Genomic DNA, 13473 nt, shown 5'->3' with positions numbered 1-13473 from the left:
GCCCCTCACTTGCCGGCCAGCAAATCCTTGATCAGCCGCTGGCAACGCTCGGCCATGAAGTCGAGCAGCAGCCGCACCTTTGGATCCTGGAGCTTCTTGTGCGGATAGACGGCGGCGAACTGCACCGGCGTTGGCGGTGTGCTGGCCAGGATGACCTGCAGCCGCCGGTCGCGGATGAAAGGTTCCACTTCGAACCGCGGCTTGTTGATGATGCCGCGGCCCGACAGCGCCCAGCCGGTCAGCACATCGCCATCGTCGGTGTCGTAGGGGCCGTGCACCTCGAATTTCTGCGGGCCGGACGGCGTCTGCAGCGTCCAGACATATTCGCGCGCCCCGGAATAGCGCAGCATCAGGCAGTCGTGCTTCTTGCCGATCAGCTCCTGTGGCTCCACCGGCTCGCCGCGCGCTTCGAGATATTTCGGTGCCGCCACCAGCACGCGTTCACATTCCATGATGCCGCGCATCCGCAGGCTGGAATCCTCGATGATGCCGAGCTTGAAGGCGACGTCGATGCCTTCCTTCATGATGTCGATATTGTGGTCGGAGAGCCTCAGCCGCACCTCGATATCGGGGTATTTGTCGTGGAAATCCGGAATGCCCGACGCCACCAGCCGCCGTCCAAGGCCGAGCGGGGCGGTCACCTTGATGGTGCCGCGCGGCTGGCCGGAAAGAGCCGAGACCGCGGCTTCCGCCTCGGTGATCGCCTCCAGCACCTGCTTGGCGCCGGAGTAGAACACCGTGCCATGCTCCGTCGGCATCAATTGCCGTGTGGTGCGGTTGAACAGCCGCACGCCGAGGTGTTTTTCCAGCTCCTTGATGCGGTTGGAGGCGACCGCCGGCGAAATGCGCATGTCTCGGCCCGCCGCCGAGAGATTGCCAAGCTCGACGACGCGGACGAAGACGGCGATGTTGTCGAGATAGGCCATTCGTGGCTCTTTATGTGGCGGCGTACGTGGTCAGCCTAGTATTTTCCATTTTTTTTTGAAAGTCATCGTACACCTCGCCTCTTTTCGTTTGCGCCCCACACCGTAAAGTCAGCCGATCGGCAGGGACGATTTCACATGATGGATTTCGCGATTTTCTGGGACTGGCTGAGTTTCGCCGTGCGCTGGCTGCACGTCGTCACCGGCATCGCCTGGATCGGCTCGTCCTTCTATTTCGTCGCGCTCGACCTTGGCCTGCGCCAGCGCCCCGGCATGCCGGTCGGCGCATCCGGCGAGGAATGGCAGGTGCATGGTGGCGGCTTCTACCACGTCCAGAAATATCTGGTGGCGCCGGCCGAAATGCCGGAACACCTGACCTGGTTCAAATGGGAATCCTACGCCACCTGGCTGTCCGGCTTCGCCATGCTGTGCGTGGTCTACTATGCCGGCGCCGACCTGTTCCTGATCGACCCCAATGTTCTGTCCATGTCGGTTCCCGTGGGCATCCTGCTGTCGATGGCGACGATCGGCGTCGGCTGGGTTGTCTACGATCTGCTCTGCCGGTCGCCGCTCGGCAAAAGTGACACCGGACTGATGCTGGTGCTCTATGGCGTGCTGGTGTTCATCGCCTGGGGGCTGACGCATCTGTTCACCGGCCGCGCCGCTTTCCTGCATCTCGGTGCCATCACCGCCACGATCATGTCGGCCAATGTCTTCATGGTGATTATTCCAAACCAGAAGATCGTCGTCGCCGACCTGATTGCCGGCCGCAAGCCCGACCCGAAATACGGCAAGATCGCCAAGCAGCGCTCGCTGCACAACAATTACCTGACGCTGCCCGTGCTGTTCCTGATGCTGTCGAACCACTATCCGCTGGCGTTTGCGACGGAGTTCAACTGGGTCATCGCCTCGCTGGTGTTCATCATCGGCGTCTTGATCCGGCACTATTTCAACACCGTGCATAAGCGTGCCGGCAACCCGCACTGGACCTGGATGGCGGCTGCGGTGCTGTTCGTCATCATCATGTGGCTGTCGACAGCGCCGAAAATACTGACCGGCGAGCTCAAGGCATCCGCCGCGGCCGAAGTCTATATCGCCTCGTCGCATTTCCCGGCGGTGCGCGACACCGTGCTTGGCCGCTGCTCGATGTGCCATACGGCCGAGCCGGTCTATGAAGGCATCTACCATGCGCCGAAGGGCGTGATGCTCGACACCGACGCCGGCATTGCCGAGCATGCGCGTGAAATCTATTTGCAGGCCGGGCGCAGCCACGCCATGCCGCCCGCCAACGTCACCCAGATCAGCGACAAGGAACGGGCGCTGCTGGTCGCCTGGTTCGAAGGCGCAGGGAAATAGGGATGACCTCCACACTTCTGCGCGGCCGCACCCTAAGTTTTTTGCGCTGGCCCGAAGCCATCGACGACCATGCCGCCTGGCGCTATGAGGAGGATGGCGGCCTGCTGATCCGCGACGGCCGGATCGTTGCCGTAGGCAGCTACACGGAAGTCGAAAAGCAAGCGGGCGACGGTGCGAAAAAGATCGATCATCGGCCGCATCTGCTGCTGCCCGGCTTCATCGATGCGCATGCGCATTTTCCGCAGATGCAGGTCATTGCCTCCTACGGCGCCGAACTGCTCGACTGGCTGAACACCTACACCTTTCCCGAAGAGACCAAATTCGCCAACGCTCAGCATGGCCGCCGCATCGCCCGGCTGTTCCTGGACGAGATGGTGCGCCACGGCACGACGACGGTCGCCGCCTACTGCTCGGTGCACAAGGCGTCTGCCGAAGCGTTCTTTGCCGAATCGCATGCGCGCGGCATGCTCAACATTGCCGGCAAGGTGATGATGGACCGCAATGCGCCGGCAGGCGTGCTCGACACGCCGCAATCCGGCTATGACGATACGAAGGCGCTGATTGCGGAATGGCACGGCAAGGGCCGCCAGCTTTATGCGATCACGCCGCGCTTCGCCATCACCTCCTCGCCCGAGCAGCTGGAGATGGCCGGCACGCTCTGCCGCGAAAACCCCGACCTGCACATGCAGACGCATCTGTCGGAAAACCACGCCGAAATCGCCTTCACGCAAAAACTCTATCCGCAGGCGCGCGACTACACCGATGTTTACGAGCAGTATGGCCTGCTGGGGCCAAAGAGCCTGTTCGGCCACTGCATCCATCTCTCGGAACGAGAGGCCGATGCGCTGTCGGACTCAGGCTCGGTGGCGGTGTTCTGCCCGACCTCGAACCTGTTCCTCGGCTCCGGCCTGTTCGACTACCAGCGCTTTCGTCGCCGCGACAAGCCGCTCAGGATCGCTGCCGCCACCGATGTCGGCGGCGGCACCAACTATTCGATGCTGCGCACCATGGACGAGGGCTACAAGGTGATTGCGCTGAATGGCGAAAAGCTGAACCCGTTCCAGTCCTTCTGGCAGATAACGCGTGGCAATGCCGAGGCGCTGTCTGTGGCGGACAAGGTCGGCACGCTGGATGAAGGCACCGACGCGGACATCACCGTGCTCGACGCCCGCGCCACGCCGGCGATGCGGCTGAGGATGGAGACTGTGGAGACGCTGGCGGAGGAGCTGTTCCTGCTGCAGACATTGGGCGACGACCGCGCGGTGCGCGAGGTCTATGTTGCGGGGCGGCCGGCCAAGATCGATATGATCGTGGGGTAGGACCCATCATCCGCGCGGGACAAGATGATGATTGCGCCTGGTTGCCAAGTGGTTCCCCCACTCCGTCGCCGCTTCGCGGCGCCACCTCTCCCCCCTCCGGAGGGAGAGGAAGGGAGCCTTTGCTTCGGAGGACGGGCGCCGGTTCGGACAGCTTGGCGCCCTTCCTCTACCCTGTCGATCGGGGGAGAGGTGTCGAGAGAAGCTCGACGGAGTGGGGGTCGACCCTGGCGGGGCAAGACCACCACCGCGACGAGACCTTGACCGGGCGGAGCTTGTCGTACACACGATTTGTGACGATTTCGGAGAACAAAAATGGCCGCCGCGGACGACATCGCTCTGATCCAGAAACAGGAAGAGACGCTGGTCTTCCCGGCCTTCGACGAGGCCGTCGGCTTCAAGGTCGGCGCGGCGATCCGCGAGCGGGCGCTGGCCGAAAAGCTGCCAATCATTGTCGATATCAGGCTGTGGGATCGGCCGCTGTTTTATGCCGCGATGCCCGGTTCAAACGCCTCCAACCCCGACTGGGCACGACGCAAGATCAATGTGGTCAAGCGCTACCTCAGGAGCACCTATCGTCTGGTGCTGGAACAGCAGCGACCGGACCGCACCTTCAAGGTCGGCGAGGGGCTGGATATTGCTGATTACGTACTGGCCGGCGGCGGGTTTCCGGTGACTGTAAAGGGTGCCGGCGTCATCGGCGTCATCGCCGTCTCCGGCCTGCCGGAACGCCAGGATCATGGCGTCGTCATCGATGCACTGTGCGATCATCTCGGCGTCGATCGGACACAATTGGCGCTGCCGCCGGAAGGTAAATCGTGACGTTGGCGCTGCCCCTCATCCGCCTGCCGGCACCTTCTCCCCGTATAGTGACGGGGAGAAGAGAAGCACCCCAACGCCGGCGAACCCCTCTCCCCGTCTCTATACGGGGAGAGGGTAAGGGTGAGGGGCGGCGCCGGCTTTTCGGAAGCTCGCAAACCGCGGATGGCGGCCAATTATGACCGTGCTCGACCCAAAATCCTTTCTCATCTCGATCTTCGATGCCGCCGTTGCCGCTGCCGATCCGGAACGAACGATCAGGGATCACCTTCCGGCCAAGCCGAAGGGCCGCACCATCGTCATCGGCGCCGGCAAGGGCTCGGCGCAGATGGCCGCCGCGTTCGAGAAGGTGTGGGATGGCCCAATCGAAGGGCTGGTCGTCACCCGCTACGGCTATGGCGCCAGATGCGAGCGCATCGAAATCATCGAGGCGGCACATCCGGTGCCGGACGCTGCCGGTCTTGAGGCGTCGCGGCGCCTGCTCGAAAAGGTGCAAGGGCTGACTGCGGACGACCTGGTAGTGGCGCTGATATCGGGCGGAGGATCGGCGCTGCTGCCGTCGCCTGCCGCCGGCCTGACGCTCGCCGACGAAATCGCCGTCAACGAGGCGCTGCTTGCCTCCGGCGCGCCGATCGCGGCGATGAACACAATCCGCAAGCATCTCTCGACCATCAAGGGCGGCCGGCTGGCAGCTGCCGCCTGGCCGGCCAAACTGGTATCACTGGTTGTCTCTGACATTCCCGGCGACAACCCGGCGCTGGTGGCCTCCGGCCCGACCGTGCCCGACTCCGGCAACCGGGCCGATGCGCTGGCCTCGATAGCGGCCTACGGCATGAAACTGCCCGACGCCGTCATGGCGCACATCAACTCGCCAGAGGCCGATGCGCCAGATCCGGATGACCAGCGCTTTTCACGCAATGAAGTGCACCTGATCGCCTCGGCTGGCGTGTCGCTGGAAGCGGCAGCCGCTGAGGCAAAACGGCAGGGCATCGAAGCCGTCATCCTCTCCGATTCCATCGAGGGCGAGGCGCGCGAGGTCGGTGGCGTGCATGCAGCCATTGCGCGCGAAGTGGCGACGCGCAACCGGCCGTTCAAAAAGCCGGTGCTGATCCTGTCCGGCGGCGAGACGACCGTGACCTTGCGGGCCCCTGTTGACGGAAAAAGGGGCAAGGGCGGCCGCAACTCCGAATTCCTGCTCGCCTTTGCCATCGGCATCAGCGGCGCGGAAGGTATTCATGCACTGGCCGCCGATACCGACGGCATCGATGGCTCGGAAGACAATGCCGGCGCCTTTGCCGATGGCTCGACTGTCTCGCGCATGCGTGCCGCCGGCGTCGACGCCAAGGCGATGCTGGCCGGCAACAATGCCTGGACGGCGTTCAACGCGATCGGCGATCTGTTCGTGCCGGGGCCGACGGGTACGAATGTGAATGATCTGAGGGCAATCCTAATCAGTTAATTCGGCCGTGGCGGCCGAAGTTTCCAACGTTGGATTCACGACCGTAGGTGATTGGCTGAAGCCACTCGGCTTCGTCATCCCTGGGCGAAGCAGGAGCGAAGCTCCGTCGCGAAGCCCCGGGTCCATTCCGTGATGTTAGCCGTCGAGCGCAGCGGAGCAGAATTCTGCACCGTAGCAGCGTGCAAACGTCGCGGCATGAATCCTCGGGTCTGCGCTGCGTCGCTTCCCTCCTTGCTCCGCCCGTGGATGACGATGTCGCTGAGGCTTTCGCTCATCTCACGACCCCATAAGCCGCTTCACCTCTCTCATATCGCTGAGAAACCGCTCGCGCTCTGCCTCCTTGTCCGCGGGCTCATGAATACGCAGGATGAAGGAAGGATGGATGGTGATGAACACGCGCAAGCCATCCTCGCGCTCGATCACCTGGCCGCGCATTTTCGTCACGGCAATGGCCTTGCCCAGCAGCGACAACGCCGCCGTTGCCCCAAGCGCCACGGCGAGGTCCGGCTTGATCAGCTCAAGCTCCCGGCCGATCCACCAGCGGCAGGCCTGGACTTCGCCGGCATTTGGCTTCGAATGGATGCGGCGCTTGCCGCGCGGCTCGAACTTGAAGTGTTTCACGGCGTTGGTGACGTAGACTTTCTGCCGGTCGACACCTGCATCGTCCAGGATAGCATCGAATACCTTTCCTGCCGGGCCGACGAAAGGTCTGCCGGCGAGGTCTTCCTGGTCGCCCGGCTGTTCGCCGACGAAGACCACTTTGGCATTGTCAGGCCCTTCGCCGAACACGGTCTGCGTCGCGTCGCGCCACAACGGGCAGCGGCGGCAGCCTTTCGCGGCTTCGCGTAGCTCGGAAACGGTGTTGGCGTCATCGTCCGGCGCCTCGGCCGGCTCGCGCTTCGGCCAATGTTTCGCCTGCAGCTTGGCGTGGTGCGGCGCCGGCATTGTCGGCAGTCTGGCAATCATATCCCTGGCGGCCTCGTCCGCTCCTGCGATCAGATCTGGAATGAGCGAGGCCTCGGGAAGGTTCCGCCAATATTTCTTCGGCATCTCCTTCTGCATCGCCTTCACCTTGAGCCGCGCCGGGTTGAAGATGTTTTCGAAATAGGTCAGCCACAACGCCTCGGTGTCGTCCTGATCGGGTGCATCGCCCTTGGCCGCACCCGGCCCGATCGCCAGCCTTTCGCCGTTCCAGTCGGCGGAGGCATAGGGCGTCAGGATGGTCCAGCGCATGCCGGTGAACCGCCGGACGAAGAAATCCGCGTTGCGCTCGACAATGAAATGCTCCGGCTCGAACCAGGCGACGTAGCGCTCGTTCTCGCCGTCGCCGATCTTCCGGAAGCGTACGAAGGCATGCATCTTATGGCTGTCGCGCCGCACCGCCTTTTCCATGGCTTCGAGCCGCCTGGTGTCGGGATCGGATGCGATCGCCAGCAGTTTCGGCTCGGTGCGCAGGCGCCAAAGCATCCAGTAGAGAAAGGCAAACCGGCCGGGGTCGGAGTGGCAGAAGGCGGTTTCGGCATGGGCGATGAACTCGCGCGGGACGGTAAGCTGCGCGCCCTCTGGCACCGCCGGCAAGGCATCTTGAGGATCATTGGCGTCGGACCCGACACCCCAACTAATATCCTCAGGCCGGACCTCATTCAGCGCCAGACGCCGTGCCGCATCGCGCCAACCGGCGAAATCGGTCTGGCTCGCTAGCCGGACAGTGTATCGGGCAAGGTCGAGCTGGGCCGGCTGCATGGTCAAAACAGAGACAGTTGTTCGCAGGACTTTACGATCGTGTCGCGCAAGCCGGTCTTGTCCGTCAGTCCACCCGGCGACCAGCCTTCGGCGATGATGAAGGGCCTCAGCTTGGCGATCGAATGGCAGATCCGTCCGACATCTTCCAGCCGCATGCGTCGGTGGCGGCGGGTTTCAAGGATCTTCGCCACCACCTTGGTGCCCAGACCCGGAACCCGCAGCAGCGCTTCGCGGTCGGCGCGGTTGATGTCGACCGGAAACCTCGCCCGATTGCGCAAAGCCCAGGCGAGCTTGGGGTCAATGGCGAGATCGAGCATGCCGTCGCTGCTGCCGGCGAGGATTTCCGGCTGTGAAAAGCCGTAGAAGCGCATCAGCCAGTCGGCCTGATAAAGCCGGTGTTCGCGCATCAGCGGCGGCTTCAGCAGGGGCAGCGACGATGACGAATCCGGGATCGGGCTGAAGGCCGAGTAATAGACGCGCCGCAGGTGATAGCTGCCATAGAGCCGCGCGCTGGTGTGCAAAATGCCGTCGTCGGATGTTTTGTCGGCGCCGACGATCATCTGCGTCGACTGACCTCCGGGCGCAAAGCGTTCGCGCTTCCTGGTCCTCAGCGTCGGCTCGGCCTTTTCCTCCATCTTCCGGCGCAGGTTCGCCATGGAAAGGCGGATCGTTTCCGGCTTCTTCTCCGGCGCCAGTTTCTTGACGCCCTCATCGGTCGGCAGCTCGACATTGATCGACAGCCGGTCGGCATAAAGTCCGGCCTGCTCGACCAGTTCGGCCGAGCTTTCCGGAATGGTCTTCAGATGAATATAGCCGGAGAATTTTTCGTCCAGCCGCAGCCGCCGCGCCACTTCCACCATTTCGGCCATGGTCTCATCGGGCGAACGGATGACGCCGGAGGACAGGAACAGGCCTTCGATGTAGTTGCGCCGATAAAAGTCCATGGTCAGCTTCACCACCTCGTCGATGCTAAAGCGGGCGCGGCGCACATTCGATGACGAGCGGTTGATGCAGTAGCTGCAATCGTAAATGCAGAAATTGGTCAGCAGGATTTTCAGGAGCGAAATGCAGCGGCCATCCGGCGCGTAGGAATGGCAGATGCCCATGCCTTCTGTGGAGCCGATACCGCCGGATTGGAGCGAATCCTTCTTCGCCGAGCCGGACGAGGCGCAAGAAGCATCGTATTTGGCGGCGTAAGACAGGATTGCCAGCTTTTCACGGACGGTGGGTGCGCTCATCCGTTCATGATATGTTCTTGAAGGCTGCAGCGCCACCTCATTTGATGCAGGCGGCGAAAAAGTGATCGCCGCCTTATCGTCGGGCTAGCAGGACGACTGCCCGAGTTCCAGGCGGTCTATCAGACCTCGTGGAGGTAGAGGTGGTAATCCAGCTCGCTGACGGTGCGGGCGACGCGCAGATACTCCGACTGCTTGATCGCCACGAAGGTGCGATGCAGATCCTCGCCAAGCGCCTCTTTCAGGAAGCTCGAGGCCCGCGCCGCCTCGATCGCAGCGCGCCAGTCGACCGGCATGGTCGTGCGCGTGATGGCGGCTTCATAGCCATTCCCAGTGGTTTCGGGGCCGGGGTCGAGGCCTTCATCCAGACCCTTGATGATGCCGGCCAGCACCGTTGCCGCGATCAGGTAGGGATTGGCGTCGACACCCGACGGCCGGTGCTCGATGCGCCGGTTCTTGGCGTCGCCCGCCGGGATGCGCAGCGCCACCGAACGGTTGTTGACGCCCCAGGTCGGCGCCACCGGCGCATAGGACTGCGAGACGAAGCGCCGCCAGGAATTGGCGTGCGGCGCAAACACCAGCATCGATTCGGCCATGGTCTGGATCAGCCCGCCGAGCCCCTGCAGCAGCGGCAGCGACCAGCTTTCGCCGCCAGCCTCGGCAAAAACGTTGCGGCCGTTCTTGTCCTGCAACGAAACATGGAAATGCATGCCGGAGCCGGCGTATTTTTCGATCGGCTTGGCCATGAAGCAGGCGGTGACACCATGGCGGCGCGCCTGCGCCCGCACCAGCCGCTTCAACATGACGAGGTCGTCGGCCGCCCGCATGACATCCTTGCGATAGTTCAGCGTCAGCTCGTACTGGCCGGGCGCGTATTCGGAAATCACCGTTTCGGCCGGAATGCCTTGCGCCTTAGCCGCGGCATAGATGTCGGAAAACAGCGGCTCCATGCCGTGCAGATGGTCGACGGAATAGACTTCCGTCTTGGCCGAGCGGCGGCCGTCGAGCACGGCGTCCGCCGGCTTTACCTTGCCGTCGGCGTCACGCTCATTGGCAAGCAGGAAAAATTCGAGTTCGAAGGCGCCGGCGGGATAGAGGCCCTTGGCCGCCAAGATGTCGACCTGCCTGGCCAGCGCCAGCCGTGGGTCCGACGACATAGGCTGTCCCTCGAGATGGTACATCGCCATCAGCAACTGGCCGCGCGGCGGGTTCGTGCCGTAAAGCGGCACCAGGGTGCCGGGGATCGGCCAGGCCCTGAGGTCGCCATCGCCGGTCGTCCAGATCAGCCCGGTTTCGTGAACATCCTCGCCGGTGATGTCGAGGCCGAGGATCGAGATCGGCATGTGGCGGCCGCCCTCGAAGATGCTTTTCAGCTCATGCCGGCGCACGATCTTGCCGCGGCCGACCCCGTTGGCGTCGGTCAAGACGATATCGAAGGCTTCGATTTCGGGATGGGCGTCGAGAAAGGCTTGCGCCTCGGCGGGCGTCGAGCCCGAAGGTGAAGTCATGATTGGTGTACTCGAGTTTGGCTTGGCAGCTTGTCTCATGCCGTCAGCCTTGCCGCAACCGTGGCGAAGGCGGTGATCAGCCGGTTGACCTGGGCGCCGGTGGTGGCCGGTGAGATCAGCATCATGTTGTGAAAGGGCGCGATCAGCACGCCCTGGTTGACCAGCGCGACATGGATAGCCGCCTCAAGCTCCGGCGCATGGGCAGTCTCGGCTTCGGCGCCGTTCCTGAGCGGGCCAGGGGCGCAGATGAACTCGACGCGGGCGCCGACGCGGGCGACATGCCAGGGCAGATTGTAGCGATCGATGACGCCGGTCAGCCCGGCATCGAGCCGCAGGGCGAGGCGATCCATCCGGGCATAATTCTCCTGCGTCATCACCTCTTCGAGCGTTGCGCGCATGGCTGCGAACTGCAGCGGGTTCGCCGACAGCGTCGTGCCCATGCCGGAATAGCCCGGCTCCTTGGTTCGGTTGTAGTCGGCATAGCGCGAGGCGACCTCGTCGCTCATGCCCCACACGCTTGCCGGCACGCCACCGGCGATCGGCTTGCCCAGCACGAAAAGGTCGGGCTGCAGCCCGAATTTTCTGGTGTAGCCCCCTGGGCCGGTCGAGATGGTGTGGGTCTCGTCGATCAGCAGCAGCGTTCCGGCCGCGCGCGTCAGTTTGCGCAAGGCGTCGTGAAAACCCGGATCGGGCAGCACCATGCAGGAATTTGTCAGCACCGGCTCGGCGATGACGCAGGCGACATCGCGGTCGGCGAGCGCCGCTTCCAGTGCAGCAACATCGTTGAATTCGATGACCTTCGCCGTCCTGGTCAGGTCGCGGAATTCGCCCGCCAGGCCCGGCCGGTTGACAGCTTTGCCGTCGACCAGCCGGACCATCGTCTCGTCGACCGAGCCGTGATAGCAGCCGTTGAAGACCAGGATCTTTTCCCGACCGGTGATAGCGCGGGCAACACGCAGCGCGAAGCGGTTGGCGTCGGTGGCGCTGGTGGCGATCTGCCAGAACGGCAGACCGAAACGCTGTGTGAGCAGCGGCCCGATGGCCAGCGCATCCTCCGAAGGCAGCATATAGGTCAGGCCGCGCCCGGCCTGGCGGCGGATGGCGCGCGCCACCGGCGGCGGCGAATGGCCGAACATCGAACCGGTGTCGCCGAGGCAGAAATCGTCCAGCCTGTTGCCGTCGATATCCGTGATGGCGGCGCCCTTGGCGCTTTCGACCAGGATCGGGAATGGCGTCGGCCAGTCGTTCATCCAGTGCATCGGCACACCGCCGAAGAAGCCTGGCAGGCCGTTACCGACCTTGGCCTGCGATTTCGGCCGCGCCTTGCGGAAGGTGTTCGCCTCGCTTGTCCGCAATGCAGCGATGCGGTCACGGCTGATACCGCCAATGGACGCCTTTGAACTGTTCGTGCTGTACATGAAATCCCTCTCGGCCGGCACACTACCCAATTGGCGACGGCAACCGCAATTGGCCGTGTTGGTGCGCTGCATTGGGTCAGCAGCAAGTTCGGCAGACTTGACCTTCCGGCGCAGTCGGGCGCCAATGCGATCGGGTCTGTGGTTTGGGGAGAAAAATGCGGACGATCATCTGCGCTATTGCGCTACTCTTGTCGGCCGCTGCGGCTTCCGCATCGGGCGGCGTCTGGTGTTCCGTCGATGACAAAGCGGTGCAATTCGAGGTCGGCGCCGGGGTCACCAGAGGTATGGGCGGCCCGACCTTCAATTTTCGCGGCGATCTCGAGATACTTGGCCGGCCGGAAGGCGACAGTCTGCGCAAGACCGTCTTCGAGGATTCCGACCTCACCCAGTACTGGCTGGACGACAAGGAGTTGCGGCTGAACGTCTACCACGAGCATCAGCTCGGAGATAAATTCAACTCTGTCGAACTGACGATCCTGACCAAGACCAGTGACGAGGGCGTCTATGACGGCCGGTACACGCTTGCCGTCTACGACAACGCCGCCGACACGGAACAGGACGGCAAGCCGAAAGAATTGACCGGCAAGGTGTCGTGCGGAGCCGAATAGGTCACGCCGAGATATCGATGACGCCGCAGTCGCCGGCGGCACTGCCGAAGGCGACCCGGCGCTCTTCCTTGTCCCACATCATCGCGGTGATGGCGCCCATGCCCGGGCGGCGCAACAGCACCTCTTTGGCATCGGTAAAGCGCACCGCCATGACCATGCCGTCATCATAGCCGACGGCGACGACATCCTGGCTCGGATGGCAGGCAACCGATGTCACCATGGCGTTGCCGCGCGTGCCGAGCTCCAGCGGCGCCTTGCCCATCGGGCCGTCCTTGCCCGAAAACGGCCAGACGATCGCCGCCGGCGCGCCGGAACTCGCCAGCCACTTGCCCTTCACGCTCCACGACAGGCTTTTGACCTTGCCGGGATAGCCGGTCATGCGCATGTGCTTGCCGTCGGCGAGCTTCCAACCATGCAGCGCGTTTTCCTGCATGGTGGTGACGAGGAAGGCGCCATCCGGCGAGAAGGTCACGCCGGTATGGGCGCCGGCCCATTCCAGCTCCACCGGTCTGCCCTCGGCGGCCGGGAAATGCAGCGTCGCGCCATTGTAGCGGGCGACGCCGAAGCGCATGCCCTTGGGGGAGAAGGCCAGCCCCTCGACCGAACGTGGATGGGCAAACTCTTTGGTCTTGCCGTCGGCAAAGCGCACGAACGCAGTCTTGCCTGTGGCATAGGCGATAGCGCCTTGCGGCCCGGCGGCGACGCTGGTGATCCACTTCTTGCCGGCGCTGGCGAGTTCGCTGACATTGCCGCCGGCGGCAACGGCAAAAATCTTGCCGTCCTCGCCGCCGGTGATCAGGCGGTCGTTGGCGGCGTCATGGAACGTGGAGAGCAGGCCGTCATTGGCCTGAATTGTCTTGTGGCCGTTGTCGAGCCTATGAACTGTCCCATCGGCGAGCGCAAAATGCGGCACGTTGTCGAGGTAGACGGCGGCAAGGCAGTGACCTTCCAGGTCGAGGGGAGCAACTGTGGGCATCAGGACCATTCCAATGAAGCTGTCACCAGTCCCGGGAAGCCACTGAGGCGGCCAGGCCTGGCGTCAACCTTCTCCCCTTGTGGGAGAAGGAAGAGCGGGCAGCGCTAGCGCC

The 13473-nt window shown here is 63.5% G+C and carries 11 protein-coding genes; 5 read left to right on the top strand and 6 right to left on the bottom strand.

All coding sequences use genetic code 11. The annotated features are described in order from the left end of the window. Positions 1 to 5: 5 nt before the first annotated feature. Positions 6 to 926: a LysR family transcriptional regulator gene (locus NKI35_RS12805; RefSeq protein ID WP_023671373.1), complete on the bottom strand. Its 921-nt coding sequence runs from the start codon at positions 924 to 926 to the stop codon at positions 6 to 8. A 135-nt stretch (positions 927 to 1061) separates the two neighbouring features. Here NKI35_RS12805 and NKI35_RS12800 point away from each other — a divergent pair, with 135 nt between their 5' ends. The 4 genes from NKI35_RS12800 (at position 1062) to NKI35_RS12785 (ending at position 5873) form a co-directional block, all read left to right on the top strand. Then, positions 1062 to 2279: a urate hydroxylase PuuD gene (locus NKI35_RS12800; RefSeq protein WP_023752456.1), complete on the top strand. Its 1218-nt coding sequence runs from the start codon at positions 1062 to 1064 to the stop codon at positions 2277 to 2279. A 2-nt stretch (positions 2280 to 2281) separates the two neighbouring features. Continuing rightward, positions 2282 to 3598 carry a guanine deaminase gene (gene guaD / locus NKI35_RS12795; protein WP_023831269.1) on the top strand — a complete coding sequence of 439 codons (1317 nt, stop codon included), beginning with the start codon at positions 2282 to 2284 and terminating at the stop codon, positions 3596 to 3598. A 312-nt stretch (positions 3599 to 3910) separates the two neighbouring features. Beyond that, positions 3911 to 4417, top strand: a complete 507-nt coding sequence (locus NKI35_RS12790) for a heme-degrading domain-containing protein (protein WP_352740261.1) — start codon at positions 3911 to 3913, stop codon at positions 4415 to 4417. Positions 4418 to 4592: 175 nt separating this feature from the next. After that, complete coding sequence (locus tag NKI35_RS12785) at positions 4593 to 5873, top strand: glycerate kinase type-2 family protein (protein WP_352740259.1); 1281 nt, start codon at positions 4593 to 4595, stop codon at positions 5871 to 5873. Positions 5874 to 6149: 276 nt separating this feature from the next. Here the strand turns inward: NKI35_RS12785 and NKI35_RS12780 are convergent, their stop codons facing one another. The 4 genes from NKI35_RS12780 to NKI35_RS12765 form a co-directional block, all read right to left on the bottom strand. Beyond that, positions 6150 to 7616, bottom strand: a complete 1467-nt coding sequence (locus tag NKI35_RS12780) for a UdgX family uracil-DNA binding protein (protein WP_352740257.1) — start codon at positions 7614 to 7616, stop codon at positions 6150 to 6152. A 2-nt stretch (positions 7617 to 7618) separates the two neighbouring features. Beyond that, positions 7619 to 8854 carry a putative DNA modification/repair radical SAM protein gene (locus tag NKI35_RS12775; protein WP_352740255.1) on the bottom strand — a complete coding sequence of 412 codons (1236 nt, stop codon included), beginning with the start codon at positions 8852 to 8854 and terminating at the stop codon, positions 7619 to 7621. Positions 8855 to 8973: 119 nt separating this feature from the next. After that, a complete protein-coding gene (locus tag NKI35_RS12770) occupies positions 8974 to 10359 on the bottom strand; it encodes a glutamine synthetase family protein (protein WP_023695949.1) in 1386 nt (461 codons plus the stop codon). Between the two features lie 35 nt (positions 10360 to 10394). Beyond that, on the bottom strand, positions 10395 to 11777 hold the full coding sequence (locus tag NKI35_RS12765) for an aspartate aminotransferase family protein (RefSeq protein ID WP_023711330.1): 1383 nt from the start codon (positions 11775 to 11777) through the stop codon (positions 10395 to 10397). A 155-nt stretch (positions 11778 to 11932) separates the two neighbouring features. On the opposite strand from NKI35_RS12765, the gene NKI35_RS12760 reads away from it, so the two are divergent. Continuing rightward, a complete protein-coding gene (locus NKI35_RS12760; protein ID WP_023683507.1) occupies positions 11933 to 12385 on the top strand; it encodes a hypothetical protein in 453 nt (150 codons plus the stop codon). 1 nt (position 12386) lies between these two features. On the opposite strand, the gene NKI35_RS12755 is transcribed toward NKI35_RS12760, so the two are convergent. Beyond that, positions 12387 to 13361 (bottom strand): WD40 repeat domain-containing protein, encoded by a 975-nt coding sequence (locus NKI35_RS12755; RefSeq protein ID WP_352740253.1) that lies wholly within the window; start codon positions 13359 to 13361, stop codon positions 12387 to 12389. Positions 13362 to 13473 lie beyond the last annotated feature (112 nt).

Source organism: Mesorhizobium sp. M0676 (assembly GCF_040320535.1).
Lineage (GTDB): Bacteria > Pseudomonadota > Alphaproteobacteria > Rhizobiales > Rhizobiaceae > Mesorhizobium.
This window is presented reverse-complemented; position numbering and strand designations above follow the sequence as displayed.